We start from the raw sequence: 18,039 nt of genomic DNA, 5'->3' as shown, positions 1-18,039 counted from the left end.
TGTCACGACGGGCTCGGGGCCGGTCAGGACTTCTTCTTCGGCCGCTGGCCGCCGCCGCGCTTCGGCTGCTGCCGAGTGCCCTGCTTGGTACCGGCGGGCTTGGCCGCGGCCTGCTTGGCGGCCGCCGGCTTGCCCTCGGACTCGGCGGGTGCGGAGTCGGCCGGCTCCTCGGCCGGGGTGTCCTTGTCCAGCTCGACGGTCGGCTGTCCGGCACCGCCCTGCTGGCGCTGGGACTTGCTCTGCCGACGGGGCTGCTGGCGGCGCACCTGCGCCGCCTCCTCGACCACCGCGGCGGCGCTGGCCGCCTCGCTGACGGCCGCCTTGGACGGGGGCAGCATGCCCCAGAGCGCGCCCTTGATCTCCGTACCGTCCGGACGCAGTCGGCCGGCCTTCTTCAGGCGCGCCTGGCGCTCCTGGAAGGCCTTGCTGCCCGGGGTCGGGTTGTTGTGGATGACGACCAGTTGCTGGCCCATCGACCAGACGTTGGTGGTCAGCCAGTAGACCAGGACACCGACGGGGAAGTTGATGCCCATCACGGCGAACATGATCGGGAAGACGTACATCAGCATCTTCTGCTGCTGCATGAACGGCGTCTTCACCGTGAGATCGACGTTCTTCGTCATCAGCTGGCGCTGGGTGATGAACTGCGACAGCGACATCAGGATGATCATCACGGCGGTGACGATCTTGACGCTGGTCTCGGGGCTGCTGACGAAGGTCGCGGAGAGCGGGGCGCCGAAGATGTGCGCCTTGCCGGCGCTCACCAGCAGGTCACCGTGGATGACGCCGATGTCCTGGCCCTTGGCGACCTTGGCGAGCACACCGTAGAGGGCGGTGAAGAACGGCGCCTGGACGATGATGGGGAGGCAGCTGGAGAACGGGTTGGTACCCGCCTCCTTGTACAGCTTCATCATCTCTTCGGACTGGCGCTGCCGGTCGTTCTTGTAGCGCTCCTGGATGGCCTTCATCTTCGGCTGGATCGCCTGCATGGCCCGGGTCGCCTTGATCTGCTTCACGAAGAGCGGGATCAGGCAGATCCGGATGACGACCACCATCGAGGCGATGGCGAGGCCCCAGGCCCAGCCACCGTCCGGATTGAAGATGTGGCTGTACAGCGAGTGGAACTGGACGATGATCCAGGACACCGCTGTGTACAGGGGATTCAGGAAGGAGAAGGTCACCGGTCAGGCTCCTTGGACAGGTGGATTGGCCGCACGGGGCCAATGGTCGCCGGGCCCTCGGGGTCCGGACCGGCGGGGGTGGCGGTCACCGGGTCTCCGGTGGCGGACCGGCTGTTCAACCAGTCTCGCAACCGCCGGTGCCACACCGGATGCTTGCGCGGCGGGACGTGATCGACCCCGCCGGGCGTCCACGGATTGCAGCGCAGGATTCGCCACGCGGTCAGCCCGCCGCCCTTGACCGCCCCGTGCACCTTCACGGCCTCGTAGCCGTAGTGCGAGCAGGAGGGGTAATAGCGGCAGACCGGACCGAGCAGTGGGCTGATGGTCCACTGGTAGACCCTGATCAGACCCATCAGCAGGTACTTCATCGACCTGCTCCCGTCGGCGCCGTGGCGGCGGGCTCCGTCCTCAGCAACCGCTTCAGTGCCGCGTCCAGGTCACGTTCGAGGTCCTGGTACGAGGCGGTCGCGGCCTGGGGCAGCGCACGCACCACTATCAGGCTACCGGCGGGCAGCCTGAAGAGACGATCACGAACGAGGTGGCGCAACCGGCGCTTGACCAGGTTGCGGACAACCGCCGGGCCGACGGCCTTGCTCACGACGAAACCCGCACGCGCCGAAGGAGTCCCCTCGGCGACGTGCGGGCGGGAGTCGCTGGTCCGGTCGGTCTGCCCCTGCGGGTCACCCTCTCTGCTGAGATGGACGACCAGAAGGGGCCGGCCGGCCCGGCGACCGCGTTTCACCGCGGTCGCGAAGTCCTGGCGCCGCCGCAGCCGATTCTCGGAGGGCAGCACAACAGACTCTGGCGCGGATCAGGCGGACAGGCTGGCGCGGCCCTTGCCACGGCGGGCGGCCAGGATGGCGCGGCCGGCGCGGGTACGCATACGCAGCCGGAAGCCGTGGGTCTTCGCGCGACGACGGTTGTTCGGCTGGAAGGTGCGCTTGCTCACTCGGGGGCTCCTGAGGTGAATCGTAGGATGACGGGGAGTCGCTTGGCCGTCACCGTGCGTCCGCGTGATCTCCCCTGATTTCGGAAATCCGGCCCATCGCCCCAGTTCGGCTGGGGTCTGAGGCAATCCACGGCGCCCGTGCTGCGCGCCTTATGGAGCGGGTGGACCCGCGGACATGCGGCAGCGGCCATCGACAACTCGACCTGGTTACGGTACGCGGGACGGGGCGCGAGGGTCAAACCAGCCGCTCCCGACCCGTCTTACCCACAGCCTGTGGACAACGACTTGATCCCACCCTGTTCGCTGACTACCGTTGCAGAACTTGTCTGGTTTGTTCTTGGAAAGCGTGCACCAGTGGCTGATGTCAACAGCGACCTCGTCCCGGTCTGGGCCAGGGTCGTCGAGCGGCTGGTCAGCGACCCCGATGTCGCGGAGATGGACAAGCAGTGGGTGCAGCGCACCCAACCGATGTGGATGATGCACGACACCGCCCTGCTGGCGACCCCGAACGAGCGGGCCAAGCAGGTGCTGGAGGGCCGGCTGCTGCCGCAGCTGACCGAGGCCCTCAGCCGCGAGCTCAGCCGCCCGGTCCGGATCGCCGTGATGGTCGACGCCAACGCGGTGCCCACCACCCCCGCGCCCGCACCCCAGGCCCCCGCCGAGCCCTACCCCGGCCCGGCCGGGGAGGACGACTCCGACTACGGCGGCCAGGGCTACCAGCAGCCGTACGAGCACGGCCAGCCCTACGAGAAGGCGCAGCCGTACGAGCAGGACTACGAGCGCCCCCGCTACGACACCGGCGGCTACGAGCAGCGCCAGGCCCCGTACGGCGGCCCCGGCGGCGGCCCGGGCTGGCAGGGCTACCAGGAGCAGCCGCCGGCCTACCGCGACCCGGAGGAGCACGCGCCCCGGCCGCCGCGGCCCGTACCCGGCCCGCCCGCGACCACCCAGGGCGACCTCTTCGGCGGCGCCTACGGCCCCGGCCCGAACGAGCAGCCGCGCACCGGCGCAGGACGCCGGGCCGGCGGCTCCCGCCCCACCGGCGGACGCCCGGCGGAGAAGTCCGCCCCGGAACGCTCCGCCGAGCGGCCCGGCGTCCCCGGCGTGCCCGCCCCGCCCGGCGCTCCCCCGGCCGGCGGCTCCCGCAAGGACGAGCCGGCCGCCCGGCTGAACCCCAAGTACCTGTTCGACACCTTCGTCATCGGCGCCAGCAACCGCTTCGCGCACGCGGCGGCGGTGGCCGTCGCCGAGGCCCCGGCCAAGGCGTACAACCCGCTCTTCATCTACGGCGAGTCCGGGCTGGGCAAGACCCACCTGCTGCACGCCATCGGGCACTACTCGCGCAGCCTCTTCCCGGGCACCCGGGTGCGCTACGTGTCCTCGGAGGAGTTCACCAACGAGTTCATCAACTCGATCCGGGACGGCAAGGCGGACACCTTCCGCCGCCGCTACCGGGACATGGACATCCTGCTCGTGGACGACGTCCAGTTCCTCGCGAGCAAGGAGTCCACGCAGGAGGAGTTCTTCCACACCTTCAACACCCTGCACAACGCGAACAAGCAGATCGTCCTCTCCTCGGACCGGCCGCCCAAGCTGCTGACCACGCTGGAGGACCGGCTGCGCAACCGCTTCGAGTGGGGTCTGATCACCGACGTCACCCCGCCGGAGCTGGAGACCCGGATCGCGATCCTGCGCAAGAAGGCGATCCAGGAACAACTCAACGCTCCCGCCGACGTGTTGGAGTTCATCGCGTCCCGGATCACCCGGAACATCCGGGAGCTCGAGGGCGCGCTGATCCGGGTGACGGCCTTCGCCAACCTCAACCGGGCCCCGGTGGACCTGGAGCTGGCCGGGATCGTCCTCAAGGACCTGATCCCGGGCGGGGACGAGGACGCGGGACCGGAGATCACCGCACAGGTCATCATGCAGCAGACGGCCGCGTACTTCGGCCTGAGCGTGGACGACCTCTGCGGATCCTCGCGCAGCCGGGTGCTGGTGACGGCCCGGCAGATCGCGATGTACCTCTGCCGCGAGCTCACCGACCTCTCGCTGCCGAAGATCGGCGCGCAGTTCGGCGGCCGTGACCACACCACGGTGATGCACGCGGACCGCAAGATCCGCTCGCTGATGGCCGAGCGGCGCTCGATCTACAACCAGGTCACCGAACTCACCAACCGCATCAAGAGCTAGCCGGCGCGGCGCAGCGCCGCCACGAGACGGGCCCAGGGGCGTCAGGAGCGAATCCTGACGCCCCTTTCGCGTGTCCACAGGTGTGCGCCGCGCCCCGACGGGGCAGGGATGCGGTCGACGGACGATCCGCCAGTCCACAGCCCGCGCCGAACAACTGACCGGTGATTCGAAAACCGAGGGCGCGCAAGGCCGTTGTCCACAGGACCGGCCCCTTCTCCACCGTCCACAGGGTGGAGGGTGCGGAGTTATCCAGAATTCGTCCACAGGCCCGTCACCGCTACGCTCTTCCGCGCAGGTCAGGTGCCTGTGGACTTGTGCACAACGGTTATCCACAGGGTGTGGACAGTTGACCGACCGCCAGTGGGCCATCCGGGTTATCCACCGGTTGTCCCCAGGGGCGGGCCGGTTATCCCCAGGTTGTCCACAGCGGCGTCCACAGTTCGACAACCGTGGACTGGCGTTCATACCCTGGTGTGAAAGGCGTCACGAAAAGTTGACCGGCGCCCGTGGATAACCGGGCCCGGTTCTGGGGACAGCCCTGGGGATAACCTGTGGATACCGAGCGTGGCCTGTGGGTAACGCTCGGCTGTCCACAGCGCGGCCTGCCCGTCCACAGCCGCCGTCCACAGTCACTGTGGACAAAATTCGGGCCCTGACCTGCGGAAACAGGGTTATCCACGGTTTCCACAGGCCCTACTACTACCACTACACATTTAGACCCCGGACTTGCTTTCAAAGTGGGTGGGCCCCGAATCTGTGGACAACCGGCCTCCGACAACCGTTCGGGAAGCTTCCGCCCGTCTGCCCCGTCTGTCGGCGGAGTACGTCAGACTGTCCTTGCGACTGGAAGCGGAGCGACCGAGCTCGGCGGACAGCCGAACCGACGATCAAGATCAGACGAACCAGAGTGCGAGCGGGAGCGCTCGATCCAGGAGGCGGTTACCGGTGAAGTTCCGGGTGGAGCGTGACGTCCTCGCGGAGGCGGTGGCCTGGGCTGCCCGCAGCCTCCCGGCACGGCCGCCGGTGCCGGTGCTGGCCGGCCTGCTGCTGACCGCGCAGGAGGGCAGTCTGGCGCTGTCCGGCTTCGACTACGAGGTGTCGGCCCGGGTCGAGCTGGAGGCGGACGTCGAGGAGGCCGGCACCGTCCTGGTCTCCGGCCGGCTGCTGAACGACATCTCCCGCAACCTCCCCAACCGCCCGGTGGAGATCTCCACCGACGGCCAGCGGGTCAGCGTGGTCTGCGGCAGCTCCCGCTTCACCCTCCCCACCCTCCCGGTGGACGAGTACCCCGCGCTCCCCCAGATGCCGACCGCCACCGGCACCGTCTCCGGCGACGTCTTCGCCTCCGCCGTCAGCCAGGCCGCGGTCGCCGCCGGCCGGGACGACACCCTCCCGGTGCTCACCGGTGTCCGGGTCGAGATCGAGGGCGACCGGATCACCCTGGCCGCCACCGACCGCTACCGCTTCGCCGTCCGCGAGCTGCTGTGGAAGCCCGAGCAGTCGGACATCTCCGCCGTCGCGCTGGTCCCGGCCAAGACGCTCCAGGACATCGCCAAGTCCCTGGGCAGCGGCGACAACGTCTCCATCGCGCTCTCGTCGGGCGGCGCGGGCGAGGGCCTGATCGGTTTCGAGGGCGCCGGCCGCCGGACCACCACCCGGCTGCTGGAGGGCGAGTTCCCCAAGTTCCGCAGCCTGTTCCCGACCGAGTTCAACGCGGTCGCCGCGATCCAGACCCAGCCCTTCCTGGAGGCGCTCAAGCGCGTCTCGCTGGTCGCCGAGCGCAACACCCCGGTCCGCCTGAACTTCGAGGAGGGCGTGCTGACGCTGGAGGCCGGTTCGGGCGACGACGCCCAGGCCACCGAGCGGATCGAGGCCTCCCTGGAGGGCGACGCCATCTCGATCGCCTTCAACCCGGGCTACCTGGAGGAGGGCCTCAAGGCCATCGACTCCCCCTTCGCCCAGCTCAGCTTCACCACCCCGACCAAGCCCGCGCTGCTCAGCGGCAAGGTCTCGGTGGACGCCGAGGAGGACAAGGCCTACCAGTACCTGATCATGCCGGTCCGCCTCTCCGGCTGATCCCGCCACGTCCGACCGTCCACAGGCTGTGCACACCCGCTGTGCACAGCCTGTGGACGTCTCCCCCGCCCGGCCCGACCGCAGACGGCCGGGTCCGCTCCAGCGCGTAGGCTCAAGGAGTGCGGCAACGGCGCCGCCGGCAGGCACGTCACCACAGGTAAGGACTTGGTCATGGAGCTCGGCCTCATCGGTCTCGGCAAGATGGGCGGCAACATGCGCGAGCGGATCCGCCGCGCCGGCCACACCGTCATCGGCTACGACCGCAACCCGGACATCTCCGACGTCGAGAGCCTCCAGGAGCTCGTCACCAAGCTCCAGGGCCCGCGCGTGGTCTGGGTCATGGTTCCGGCGGGCGCCGCCACCCAGGCGACCGTCGACGAGCTCGCCGAGCTGCTCTCCCCCGGCGACGTGGTGGTCGACGGCGGCAACTCCCGCTGGACCGACGACGTCAAGCACGCCGAGGCGCTGGCCGCCAAGGGCATCGGTTTCGTGGACTGCGGCGTCTCCGGCGGCGTCTGGGGCCTGGAGAACGGCTACGCGCTGATGTACGGCGGCGACGCCGAGCACGTCGCCAAGGTCCAGCCGGTCTTCGACGCCCTGAAGCCCGAGGGCGACTTCGGCTCGGTGCACGCGGGCGCGGTGGGCGCCGGCCACTTCGCCAAGATGGTCCACAACGGCATCGAGTACGCGATGATGCAGGCCTTCGCCGAGGGCTGGGAGCTGCTGGAGGCCGCCCCCGAGGTCACCGACGTGCGCGAGATCTTCCGCAGCTGGCAGGAGGGCACCGTCATCCGCTCCTGGCTGCTGGACCTGGCCGTCCGCGCCCTGGACGAGGACGAGCACCTCGACAAGCTGCGCGGCTGGGCGGCCGACTCCGGCGAGGGCCGCTGGACCGTCGAGGCCGCGATCGACCACGCCGTGCCGCTGCCGGCGATCACCGCCTCGCTGTTCGCCCGCTTCGCCTCCCGCCAGGAGGACTCGCCGCAGATGAAGATGATCGCCGCGCTGCGCAACCAGTTCGGCGGCCACGCGGTCGAGTCCAAGTAACCAGCAGGTCCTCCCCAAGAAGGCGGGCGCAGTCCACAGCCATGCACGTCGCGCATCTGTCGCTCGCCGACTTCCGGTCGTACGCCCGGGCCGAGGTTCCCCTCGACCCGGGCGTGACCGCCTTCGTCGGGCCCAACGGCCAGGGCAAGACCAACCTGGTCGAGGCGATCGGCTACGTCGCCACCCTGGGCAGCCACCGGGTCGCCACCGACGCCCCGCTGATCCGGCTGGGCGCGGAACGCGCGGTGGTCCGCACCTCGGTGGTGGACCGCGGCCGCTCCACCCTGATCGAGCTGGAGCTCACCCCGGGCAAGGCCAACCGGGCCCGGATCAACCGCTCCGACAACGTCCGCCCGCGGGACGTGCTGGGCCTGCTGCGCACCGTGCTGTTCGCCCCCGAGGACCTCAGCCTGGTCAAGGGCGATCCGGGGGAGCGGCGGCGCTTCCTGGACGAGCTGCTGACCGCCCGGGCCCCCCGGCTGGCCGGGGTCCGGCAGGACTACGAGCGGGTGCTCAAGCAGCGCAACGCCCTGTTGAAGACCGCCGCGATGGCCCGCCGGGCCGGCGGCGGCAAGGGCGCGGACCTGTCCACCCTGGAGGTCTGGGACGGCCATCTGGCCCGTGCCGGAGCCGAGTTGACGGCCTTCCGGATCCAGCTGGTGGCCGCCCTCCAGCCACTGGTGGCGGCCGCGTACGGGCAGCTGGCCCCCGGCGGCGGCGAGACCGCCCTGGAGTACCGCAGCTCTTTCGAGGGGGAGCTGCCGAGCAGCCGAGAGCAGGCCGAGGAGCAGCTGCTGGACGCGCTGCGGGCGGTCCGCAAGCAGGAGGTCGAGCGCGGGGTGACCCTGGTCGGCCCGCACCGCGACGAGCTGGTGCTCAAGCTCGGCCCGCTGCCCGCCAAGGGCTACGCCAGCCACGGCGAGTCCTGGTCCTTCGCGCTGGCGCTGCGGCTGGCCTCGTACGAGCTGCTGCGCGCCGACGGCGGCGAGCCGGTGCTGATCCTGGACGACGTGTTCGCCGAGCTGGACGCCGCCCGCCGGGACCGGCTGGCCGAGCTGGTGGCCGACGGCGAGCAGGTGCTGGTGACCGCGGCGGTCGCCGAGGACGTGCCCAAGGCGCTGGCCGGCGCCCGGTTCGCGGTCTCCGACGGCGCGGTGCGCCGGATCGACGCCTGACCGCGCCCACACCGGCACCGTCACCGCACCTCGGTGCACCCCGGCCCCGGCCCCGGCCCGCCGGGCCCGGTCGCTCCCGTAGGCTGGACGGCTCAATGGCGCGCGACCGCGACCGTTGTCCACAGGCTGGGGAAAGGAGATCGCCGTGAGCGAGCCGGCGGAGCGCTCCCCCAGGCCCGGTGCCCCCGAGCCCGGTGCCGCCGAGTCCGGCGCCCCCGCGCCGACCGGTGCCGACCTCGCCCGCTCCGCGCTGCGGGCGGCCCGCGCCCAGGCCCGCCAGCGCGGCGACCAGGTCCGGGAGAAGCGCGAGGCGAAGCGGCACGGCCTGCGCAGCGGCGCCCGCTCGGACGGCCGTGACCCGGTCCCGCTCGGCGCCGCGCTCAACCGGCTGCTGACCGAGCGCGGCTGGGAGTCCTCGGCCGCCGTCGGCGGGGTGATGGGCCGCTGGCCGCAGATCGTGGGCCCGGACATCGCCGCGCACTGCCACCCCTCCTCCTACGACGAGGCCGCCGCGGTGCTCACCGTGCAGTGCGACTCCACCGCCTGGGCCACCCAACTGCGCTGGCTGGCACGGCAGTTGGTGGCCCGCCTGAACCACGAGCTGGGGCACGGGACGGTCCGGACCATCAAGGTGCTCGGCCCGGCGGCGCCCGCCCGCGGTTATGGCCGGCTGCGCGCGCCGGGGAGCAAGGGGCCGGGCGACACCTGGGGCTGACCGGGAAGTCGGACGGCCGCCCGGGGCCCCGGAACGGATGGCGATCTTCCGGAATCCCTGACAGCCCTTCCAGGCGCCCTGGGCCCCCCGGTCGAGTATCGGGACATGTGCAGAGGGGATTCAGGGCGGCATATCTGCCCTCAAGGGCTGCCAAACGCCCATCTCTGTCAGTCGTACCGGTAGACTGAGAGCCAAACACTGTTGCTAGTGGCAACCGAGTCGAAACGCTGTGGTCGCACGCCCGCCCGCACGGGGTGGGCATGCGGCCCGTGCTGTGCCAGAGAGGGCGCTTCGTGGCCGATTCCGGCAACCCCAGCCAGACCCCAGACCAGTCCGACCAGTCTTCCTACACCGGTAGCAACATCCAGGTGCTGGAAGGCCTCGACGCCGTCCGCAAGCGCCCCGGCATGTACATCGGTTCGACGGGCGAGCGCGGCCTGCACCACCTGGTGCAGGAGGTCGTGGACAACTCCGTCGACGAGGCGATGGCCGGGTACGCCGACACCATCGACGTCACGATCATGGCCGACGGCGCGATCCGCGTCGTCGACAATGGCCGAGGCATCCCCGTGGACATCGTCCCCGGCCAGGACAAGCCCGCCGTCGAGGTCGTGCTCACCGTCCTGCACGCGGGCGGCAAGTTCGGCGGTGGCGGCTACGCCGTCTCCGGCGGTCTGCACGGTGTCGGCGTCTCGGTGGTGAACGCGCTGTCCACCCGGCTCTCCGTGGAGATCCACAAGGACGGCCACATCTGGACCCAGGACTACAAGATGGGCGCGCCGACCGCCGCCCTGGTCAAGGGCGCGGAGACCGACCGCACCGGCACCACGGTGACCTTCTGGGCCGACGGCGACATCTTCGAGACCACCGTCTACTCCTTCGAGACGCTCTCCCGCCGCTTCCAGGAGATGGCCTTCCTCAACAAGGGCCTGTCCATCTCGCTGACCGACGAGCGCCCCGAGCACGTGGACGAGGAGGGCAAGCCGCTCTCCGTCACGTACAAGTACGACGGCGGCATCGCCGACTTCGTCGCCCATCTCAACTCCCGCAAGGGCGATGTCATCCACCCCTCGGTGATCGACTTCGAGGCGGAGGACAAGGACAAGGCGATCTCGGTGGAGGTCGCGATGCAGTGGAACTCCTCCTACACCGAGGGGGTCTACAGCTTCGCCAACACCATCCACACCCACGGCGGCGGCACCCACGAGGAGGGCTTCCGCGCCGCGCTGACCGGCCTGGTCAACCGCTACGCGCGGGACAAGAAGCTGCTTCGGGAGAAGGACGACAACCTCTCCGGCGAGGACATCCGCGAGGGCCTGACCGCGATCATCTCGGTCAAGCTCGGCGAGCCGCAGTTCGAGGGCCAGACCAAGGACAAGCTCGGCAACACCGAGGCCAAGACCTTCGTCCAGAAGGTCGTCCACGAGCAGCTCAACGACTGGCTGGACCGCAATCCCAACGAGGCCGCGGACATCATCCGCAAGTCCATTCAGGCCGCCACCGCGCGCGTCGCCGCCCGCAAGGCCCGCGACCTCACCCGCCGCAAGGGCCTGCTGGAGTCCGCCTCGCTGCCGGGCAAGCTCTCCGACTGCCAGTCCAAGGACCCGTCCGAGTGCGAGATCTTCATCGTCGAGGGTGACTCCGCGGGCGGCTCGGCCAAGCAGGGCCGCGACCCGCGCACCCAGGCCATCCTGCCGATCCGCGGCAAGATCCTGAACGTCGAGAAGGCCCGGATCGACAAGGTCCTCCAGAACACCGAGGTCCAGGCCCTCATCTCGGCCTTCGGCTGCGGCATCCAGGAGGACTACGACGAGTCCAAGCTGCGGTACCACAAGATCGTCCTGATGGCCGACGCCGACGTCGACGGACAGCACATCCGCACCCTGCTGCTCACCCTGCTGTTCCGCTTCATGCGGCCGCTGGTCGAGTCCGGGTACGTCTATCTCGCCATGCCCCCGCTGTACAAGATCAAGTGGGGCAAGGACGACTTCGAGTACGCCTACTCCGACCGCGAGCGCGACGCCTTGGTCGCCGCCGGGGTGGAGGCCGGGCGCCGGCTGCCCAAGGACGACGCGATCCAGCGCTTCAAGGGTCTCGGCGAGATGAACGCCGAGGAGCTCCGGGTCACCACCATGGACGCCGAGCACCGCCTGCTGCTCCAGGTCACCCTCGAGGACGCCGCCCGTGCCGACGAGCTGTTCTCCGTGCTGATGGGCGAGGACGTCGAGGCCCGCCGCTCCTTCATCCAGCGCAACGCCAAGGACGTCCGCTTCCTGGACGTGTGACGCCTGCACCCCAGGCCCCGCACGTTCCAGTCCGCGTGAAAGGAAACTGACCACCAGTGGTCGACGACAACCGTCCCGAAGGCGACCAGCCCGAGACCCCCGACACCGCCGAGGCCACCGCCCAGGCGACGATGCGGATCGAGCCGGTCGAGCTCGAGACCGAGATGCAGCGCTCGTACCTCGACTACGCGATGAGCGTGATCGTCAGCCGTGCGCTGCCCGAGGTCCGCGACGGCCTCAAGCCGGTGCACCGCCGCGTGCTCTACGCGATGTACGACGGCGGGTACCGCCCCGAGAAGGGCTACTACAAGTGCGCCCGCGTCGTCGGCGATGTCATGGGCAACTACCACCCGCACGGTGACACCTCGATCTACGACACCGTGGTCCGCCTGGCCCAGCCGTGGTCGATGCGGATGCCGCTGGTGGACGGCAACGGCAACTTCGGATCCCCGGGCAACGACCCGGCAGCGGCCATGCGCTACACCGAGTGCAAGATGATGCCGCTGGCCATGGAGATGATGCGCGACATCGACGAGGAGACCGTCGACTTCGCGCCGAACTACGACGGCCGCTCGCAGGAGCCCACCGTCCTGCCCGCGCGCTTCCCCAACCTGCTGGTCAACGGTGCCACCGGCATCGCGGTCGGCATGGCCACCAACATCCCCCCGCACAACCTCCGCGAGGTCGCCTCCGGCGCGCTCTGGTACCTGGAGAACCCGGAGGCCTCCGCCGAGGAGCTGCTGGACGCCCTGGTCGAGCGGATCAAGGGCCCGGACTTCCCGACCGGTGCGCTGATCGTCGGCCGCCGCGGGATCGACGACTACTACCGCACCGGCCGCGGCTCGGTCACCATGCGCGCCGTGGTCGAGGTCGAGGAGATCCAGGGCCGCCAGTGCCTGGTGATCACCGAGCTGCCGTACCAGGTCAACCCGGACAACCTCGCGCTGAAGATCGCCGACCTGGTGAAGGACGGCAAGATCGCCGGCATCGCCGACGTCCGCGACGAGTCCTCGTCGCGCACCGGCACCCGCCTGGTGGTCGTGCTCAAGCGCGACGCCGTGGCCAAGGTCGTGCTGAACAACCTGTACAAGCACACCGAGCTGCAGACCAACTTCGGCGCCAACATGCTGGCCCTGGTCGACGGCGTGCCGCGCACCCTGTCGCTGGACGCCTTCATCCGGCACTGGGTCAACCACCAGGTCGAGGTCATCGTCCGGCGCACCACCTTCCGCCTGCGCAAGGCCGAGGAGCGCGCCCACATCCTGCGCGCCCTGCTCAAGGCCCTGGACCTGATCGACGAGGTCATCGCGCTGATCCGGGCCTCGGCCAGCGCCGACGCCGCCCGCACCGGCCTGATGGGCCTGCTCGACATCGACGAGCTCCAGGCCAACGCGATCCTGGAGATGCAGCTGCGTCGCCTGGCCGCGCTGGAGAGCCAGCGGATCATGGACGAGCACGACGAGCTCCAGCGCAAGATCGACGAGTACAACGCGATCCTGGCCTCGCCGACCCGCCAGCGGGAGATCATCTCCGAGGAGCTCGCCGCGATCGTCGAGAAGTACGGCGACGAGCGGCGCTCCACCCTCATCCCCTCCGACGGCGACCTCTCCATCGAGGACCTCATCGCCGAGGAGGACATCGTCGTCACCATCACCCGTGGCGGCTACGTCAAGCGGACCCGCTCCGACCTCTACCGCTCGCAGAAGCGCGGCGGCAAGGGCGTGCGCGGTGCCCAGCTGAAGCAGGACGACATCGTCGACCACTTCTTCGTGACGACGACCCACAACTGGATCCTGTTCTTCACCAACAAGGGCCGGGTCTACCGGGCCAAGGGCTACGAGCTGCCGGACGCCGGGCGCGACGCCCGCGGCCAGCACGTCGCCAACCTGCTGGCCTTCCAGCCGGAGGAGCACATCGCCCAGGTGATGGCCGTCCGCACCTACGAGGACAAGCCGTACCTGGTCCTCGCCACCCGGGCCGGCCTGGTGAAGAAGTCCCCGCTCAAGGACTACGACTCCCCGCGCTCCGGCGGCCTGATCGCGATCAACCTGCGCCAGGACGAGGAGGGCCGGGACGACGAGCTGATCGGCGCCGAGCTGGTCTCCGCCGAGGACGACCTGCTGCTGGTCTCCAAGAAGGCCCAGTCGATCCGCTTCACCGCGACCGACGACGCCCTGCGCCCCACCGGCCGCGCCACCTCCGGCGTCAAGGGCATGGCCTTCCGCGAGGACGACGAGCTGCTCTCGATGAACGTCGTCCGACCGGGCACCTACGTCTTCACCGCCACCGACGGCGGCTACGCCAAGCGCACCGGTGTGGACGAGTACCGTGTCCAGGGGCGCGGCGGCTACGGCACCAAGGCGGCGAAGATCGTCGAGGGCCGGGGGTCGCTGGTCGGCGCGCTCGTGGTCGACGAATCCGACGAGATCATGGCGATCACCCTCTCGGGCGGGGTGATCCGCACGAGGGTTTCCGAGGTTCGTGAAACCGGACGTGACACCATGGGCGTCCAACTGATCAACCTCGGAAAGCGCGACGCGGTCGTGGGCATGGCCCGCAACGCGGAGGCCGAGGACGAGGAGACGGCGGAGGACGAGGTGGCGGGTACCGAGTCCACCGACACGGCCGAGGGTGCGGAGACGGCGGTCGGCGGAGACGTCGAGGCCTGATCCGAACCGCAGACCGGTGCCGCCGCGTCCGAATGGATGGACGCGGCGGCACCGGACGCCGACCAGTTCCGGGCAATCCCGCCGGGCGCTGGATGACGAGTGACGAAGCAGGGCGGCGCCGCCGTCCTGGTGGAAGTGCGGGAGGACCAGGTGAGTGGAGCCACGGGTGCTGCGGGAGGAACCTCCGGCGGCCGTCCGGGCGCGCAGGGCGGGGGTTCGTACGGTGTGCCGCAGCCGCCGAACGAGCACCCGGCCGCGTCCACCTCGCTGATGCCACCGGTCGGCGGAGCGGGCCAGAGCGGTGCGACCTACGGCGGGCAGACGCCCACGTCGTCGAGCAGCCAGGCCCCCGGCTCGGGCGGCTTCTCGCAGCCGACCACGTACGCCAAGGGGCAGCCGACCCCGCCCCGGGGGACCCGGACCGGGGGCAACACCCCGGCCGGCGGAACCCCGGTGGGCGGCGCCCCCGCCGGCGGGGCGGCGCGTCGGCCCGCACCCGCCCCCGCCGCCGCGGCGGCAGGCGGCCCCGGTCTCGGCCGGACCCGCAAGGCCCGGCTGCGGGTGACCAAGGTCGACCCGTGGTCCGTGATGAAGGTCAGCTTCCTGCTGTCGCTGGCCGTCGGCATCATCCTCATCGTGGCCTCGGCCGTGCTGTGGATGACGCTGGACTCGCTCGGCGTCTTCGACTCGCTGACCAAGACCCTCAAGGACGTCACCGGCTCGGACAGCAACGGCGGCCTCAACCTGATGGACTACGTCGGCTTCGGCAAGGTGATGACCTTCACCACGCTGATCTCCGTGGTCGACGTCGTCCTGCTGACCGCCCTGTCCACGCTCTCCGCCTTCATCTACAACGCGGCGGCCGGCTTCACCGGCGGCGTCGAGCTCACCCTGGCCGAAGAGGACTGATCCTGGCCGGAACCTGACGTTCGCTCAGTTTCCCGTCCGGGGACGGAATGTACGGGCCCCACCGGCTGTTGTTGCCGGTGGGGCCCGTCGGCATTTCGGGTGACAGCCGGCCGCCCGCGGCGCGCCGCCCGGAAACCGGGCGGCCGCGGTGGGATTAGCTGCTGCCACCCGTCCCGCGCCTGGGAGTGCCGCAGGCCGCCCCCCGGTCCGCACGACCGGGTCAGCTGAGGTTCCGAAGGACGACTGGACGGAGGCGCGCGGTGGCGAAGCTCGCAGGTCAACTGGTCGAGGCCCTGGAAGGGCTGTTGGGGGTCCCGGTACCACTGCGGGTCCAGGTGTGGGACGGCAGCGTCGCGGGGCCGCCGGGCGCGCCCACCGTGGTCCTGCGCAACCGCCGGGCGCTGCGCCGGTTGATCTGGCAGCCGGACGAGCTGGGCCTGGCCCGCGCCTACGTCGCGGGGGACCTCGAAGTCGCCCCCGGCACCGACCTGTACGAGACGCTCTCCGCCGTCGCCCGCTTCGCCGAGCGTCCGGAGATCCGCACCCTGGTCCTCGGGCCGCGCGACGTGCTCGGCGCCAGGGGCCGCCGGGTGCTCGTCGCCGCGCTGCGGGCCGGGGCGGTCGGGCCGGAGCCCGAGCCGCCCCGCGAGGAGGTCCGCAAGGCCCAGGGGCGGCTGCACAGCCGCAGCCGGGACCGCGCGGCCATCAGCCACCACTACGACGTCGGCAACGACTTCTACCGGATCGTGCTGGGCTCCTCGATGGTCTACTCGTGCGCCTACTGGACGCCCGAGGCGAAGAGCCTGGAGGCCGCCCAGGAGGCCAAGCTCGACCTGATCTGCCGCAAGCTCGGCCTGCGCCCCGGGATGCGCCTGCTGGACGTCGGCTGCGGCTGGGGCTCGCTGCTGCTGCACGCGGCGAAGCACTACGGGGTCACCGCGGTCGGGGTCTCCATCTCCCGGGAACAGGTCGCGCTGGCCCGCGCCCGGGTCGAGGAGGCCGGGCTGTCCGACCGGGTCGAGGTCCGGCTCCAGGACTACCGGGAGATCGCCGACGGGCCCTTCGACGCGATCTCCAGCGTCGGGATGGCCGAGCACGTCGGCTCCGAGCAGTACCGGGTCTACGCCGAGGGCCTGTACCGGCTGCTGGTGCCCGGCGGCCGGCTGCTCAACCACCAGATCGCCCGCCGCCCCGATCACCCCGGTGAGCCGCACCGCACCAGCCCCTTCATCAACCGCTACGTCTTCCCCGACGGCGAGCTCTCCCCCGTCGGTTCCACCGTGGCCCGGCTGGAGGAGGCCGGCTTCGAGGTCCGGGACGTCGAGTCGCTGCGCGAGCACTACGCGCTGACCCTGCGCGAATGGGTGGCCAACCTGGAGGCGCACTGGACGGAGGCGGTCGGGCTGGTCGGCCGCGGCCGGGCCCGGGTCTGGCGGCTCTACATGGCGGCCTCCGCGCTCGCCTTCGAGCAGAACCGGATCGGGATCAACCAGGTGCTCGCCGTCCGCAGCACCGAGGAGGGCTCGGCGGGCCTGCCGCCGACCCGCGAGGAGTGGCTGCTGCGCCCCTCCTCCGGCGTGCCGCAGCTGGTCGCGGGGGGTGCCGCCGCAGCCCCGGCCGACCCGGATTTGGGAGATCGGCCGTCGGTCCGCTAATCTTTCAGTGCGGCAAGGGCCTATAGCTCAGACGGTTAGAGCGCTTCCCTGATAAGGAAGAGGCCACAGGTTCAAGTCCTGTTAGGCCCACCACCGCGAAGGGCCCGGAGTGATCCACTCCGGGCCCTTCGATCTTCCCGATCTCGTCGAGATCGGGCGGAGCGACGGGTCGGCCGGAATCCGGTACGATCTCTGTTCGGCGAGGGCCTATAGCTCAGACGGTTAGAGCGCTTCCCTGATAAGGAAGAGGCCACAGGTTCAAGTCCTGTTAGGCCCACCTCCCCGAAGGGCCCGGAGTGATCCACTCCGGGCCCTTCGGTGTTTTCCGCCGCGGGCCGGGGTGGCTCCGGCGAACGGCACGGCCGTGGCGGTGGCGGTCGCGCCGGAGAGCCCCGCGGACCCGGCGGCGGGACGGACCTGACCTGGGGCGCCGGGCCGCTCCGGAGCCGGTCGGACCGCCCGACAGGAGGTGCGGCGTCAATCCTGGGACCGGACCGCCGGGTTGGCCGTGCCGGTGGCTGGTCACGATTGGGACACCGGTGTGTATCATCGGCCGCAAGGGCAGTCTGGCACCCGGCCGCCCCGTTTGCGCTCGAAACACAACTGGACTCGTCGGCCCGGTCAGTCCGGCCGGATCCGGCTGTTGAGTCCACCAACGCAAGAAGGACGAGGTCCCGCGGTGAAGAAGCTTCTCCTGGTCGCCCTGGTCGCCCTCGGCGGCTTCTTTGTCTACCGTCAGGTCCAGGCGGACCGCGCCGAGCAGGACCTGTGGACCGAGGCCACCGACCCGGTCCCGGCCGGTCGCTGAGCAACCGGCGATCTGACGATCGACGAATTCCGGAGGCGCCCCTCAGCGCCTCCCGGGCCGGCCGGCCCGGTCGAAGAACCGGACCGGCCGACCCCAGGGAACGGCACGGTTCCCGGGGGACGGCGCTGGGAATCGCGCCGGAACCCGGTACGCTAGTGCCCGTTGGCACGCGCGGTGCCGTCGAGGGGCATTAGCTCAGTTGGTAGAGCGCTGCCTTTGCAAGGCAGATGTCAGGAGTTCGAGTCTCCTATGCTCCACAGTTCACAGCGATAGCCGATCGGCCGTCGTGCCCTGGTCTGGGCGCTGACCTTCGTCCTCGCGGTGGCCCGACAGGTCGCCCGCCGCAGGGGGCTGCGCCCGTGAGCGGCCGGGTCCGCCCC

Annotated in this window: 14 protein-coding genes and 3 tRNA genes; 13 read left to right on the top strand and 4 right to left on the bottom strand. The window is 70.5% G+C overall.

The features are described 5' to 3' along the window. Positions 1-23: 23 nt before the first annotated feature. Genes yidC through rpmH form a run of 4 tightly spaced genes read right to left on the bottom strand, consistent with a single transcriptional unit; the run spans position 24 to position 2,130 of the window. Positions 24-1,181 carry a membrane protein insertase YidC gene (gene yidC, locus ACWDBE_RS13155; protein WP_449807970.1) on the bottom strand — a complete coding sequence of 386 codons (1,158 nt, stop codon included), beginning with the start codon at positions 1,179-1,181 and terminating at the stop codon, positions 24-26. After that, positions 1,178-1,549, bottom strand: a complete 372-nt coding sequence (gene yidD / locus ACWDBE_RS13150) for a membrane protein insertion efficiency factor YidD (RefSeq protein ID WP_402409082.1) — start codon at positions 1,547-1,549, stop codon at positions 1,178-1,180. Before yidD ends, yidC begins: the two co-directional genes overlap by 4 nt. Then, positions 1,546-1,974 (bottom strand): ribonuclease P protein component, encoded by a 429-nt coding sequence (gene rnpA / locus ACWDBE_RS13145; protein WP_392868684.1) that lies wholly within the window; start codon positions 1,972-1,974, stop codon positions 1,546-1,548. The genes yidD and rnpA overlap by 4 nt, the downstream gene beginning before the upstream one ends. Positions 1,975-1,992: 18 nt before the next feature. Next, on the bottom strand, positions 1,993-2,130 hold the full coding sequence (gene rpmH, locus ACWDBE_RS13140; protein WP_030059672.1) for a 50S ribosomal protein L34: 138 nt from the start codon (positions 2,128-2,130) through the stop codon (positions 1,993-1,995). A 138-nt stretch (positions 2,131-2,268) separates the two neighbouring features. Between rpmH and dnaA the strand changes: the two genes are divergently transcribed. From dnaA to ACWDBE_RS13075, 13 genes are all read left to right on the top strand, one after another. Then, complete coding sequence (gene dnaA / locus ACWDBE_RS13135) at positions 2,269-4,320, top strand: chromosomal replication initiator protein DnaA (protein ID WP_449807969.1); 2,052 nt, start codon at positions 2,269-2,271, stop codon at positions 4,318-4,320. Positions 4,321-5,265: 945 nt separating this feature from the next. After that, complete coding sequence (gene dnaN / locus ACWDBE_RS13130) at positions 5,266-6,396, top strand: DNA polymerase III subunit beta (RefSeq protein WP_392868688.1); 1,131 nt, start codon at positions 5,266-5,268, stop codon at positions 6,394-6,396. A 171-nt stretch (positions 6,397-6,567) separates the two neighbouring features. After that, entirely contained in the window at positions 6,568-7,443 is an 876-nt protein-coding gene (gene gnd / locus ACWDBE_RS13125; RefSeq protein WP_392868689.1) for a phosphogluconate dehydrogenase (NAD(+)-dependent, decarboxylating), read from the top strand. A 41-nt stretch (positions 7,444-7,484) separates the two neighbouring features. Continuing rightward, entirely contained in the window at positions 7,485-8,618 is a 1,134-nt protein-coding gene (gene recF / locus ACWDBE_RS13120) for a DNA replication/repair protein RecF (RefSeq protein WP_392868691.1), read from the top strand. Between the two features lie 145 nt (positions 8,619-8,763). Next, a complete protein-coding gene (locus ACWDBE_RS13115) occupies positions 8,764-9,333 on the top strand; it encodes a DUF721 domain-containing protein (protein WP_449787891.1) in 570 nt (189 codons plus the stop codon). 269 nt (positions 9,334-9,602) lie between these two features. Further along, positions 9,603-11,618 carry a DNA topoisomerase (ATP-hydrolyzing) subunit B gene (gene gyrB / locus ACWDBE_RS13110; RefSeq protein WP_449787892.1) on the top strand — a complete coding sequence of 672 codons (2,016 nt, stop codon included), beginning with the start codon at positions 9,603-9,605 and terminating at the stop codon, positions 11,616-11,618. 131 nt (positions 11,619-11,749) lie between these two features. Beyond that, positions 11,750-14,287, top strand: coding sequence for a DNA gyrase subunit A (gene gyrA, locus ACWDBE_RS13105; protein ID WP_449788098.1), 2,538 nt, complete (start codon positions 11,750-11,752; stop codon positions 14,285-14,287). Positions 14,288-14,386: 99 nt separating this feature from the next. Beyond that, complete coding sequence (locus ACWDBE_RS13100; RefSeq protein WP_449787893.1) at positions 14,387-15,196, top strand: DUF3566 domain-containing protein; 810 nt, start codon at positions 14,387-14,389, stop codon at positions 15,194-15,196. 260 nt (positions 15,197-15,456) lie between these two features. Further along, positions 15,457-16,851, top strand: coding sequence for a class I SAM-dependent methyltransferase (locus ACWDBE_RS13095; RefSeq protein ID WP_449787894.1), 1,395 nt, complete (start codon positions 15,457-15,459; stop codon positions 16,849-16,851). A 16-nt stretch (positions 16,852-16,867) separates the two neighbouring features. Continuing rightward, positions 16,868-16,944 (top strand) — tRNA-Ile (locus ACWDBE_RS13090). A gap of 110 nt (positions 16,945-17,054) precedes the next feature. Beyond that, positions 17,055-17,128, top strand: a tRNA-Ile gene (locus ACWDBE_RS13085). 402 nt (positions 17,129-17,530) lie between these two features. Next, positions 17,531-17,659 carry a DLW-39 family protein gene (locus tag ACWDBE_RS13080; RefSeq protein WP_014137031.1) on the top strand — a complete coding sequence of 43 codons (129 nt, stop codon included), beginning with the start codon at positions 17,531-17,533 and terminating at the stop codon, positions 17,657-17,659. A gap of 184 nt (positions 17,660-17,843) precedes the next feature. Further along, positions 17,844-17,916: transfer RNA gene (locus tag ACWDBE_RS13075), tRNA-Ala, on the top strand. Positions 17,917-18,039 lie beyond the last annotated feature (123 nt).

The sequence above is a fragment of the Kitasatospora sp. NPDC001132 genome (assembly GCF_053598415.1).
This window is presented reverse-complemented; position numbering and strand designations above follow the sequence as displayed.

What these genes read in the sequence shown, in the direction of transcription:
- gnd (WP_392868689.1), top strand. Translation starts at nt 6,568, where the DNA reads ATGGAGCTCGGCCTCATCGGTCTCGGCAAGATGGGCGGCAACATGCGC.
- recF (WP_392868691.1), top strand. Translation starts at nt 7,485, where the DNA reads ATGCACGTCGCGCATCTGTCGCTCGCCGACTTCCGGTCGTACGCCCGG.
- yidD (WP_402409082.1), bottom strand. Translation starts at nt 1,549, where the DNA reads ATGAAGTACCTGCTGATGGGTCTGATCAGGGTCTACCAGTGGACCATC.
- gyrA (WP_449788098.1), top strand. Translation starts at nt 11,750, where the DNA reads ATGCGGATCGAGCCGGTCGAGCTCGAGACCGAGATGCAGCGCTCGTAC.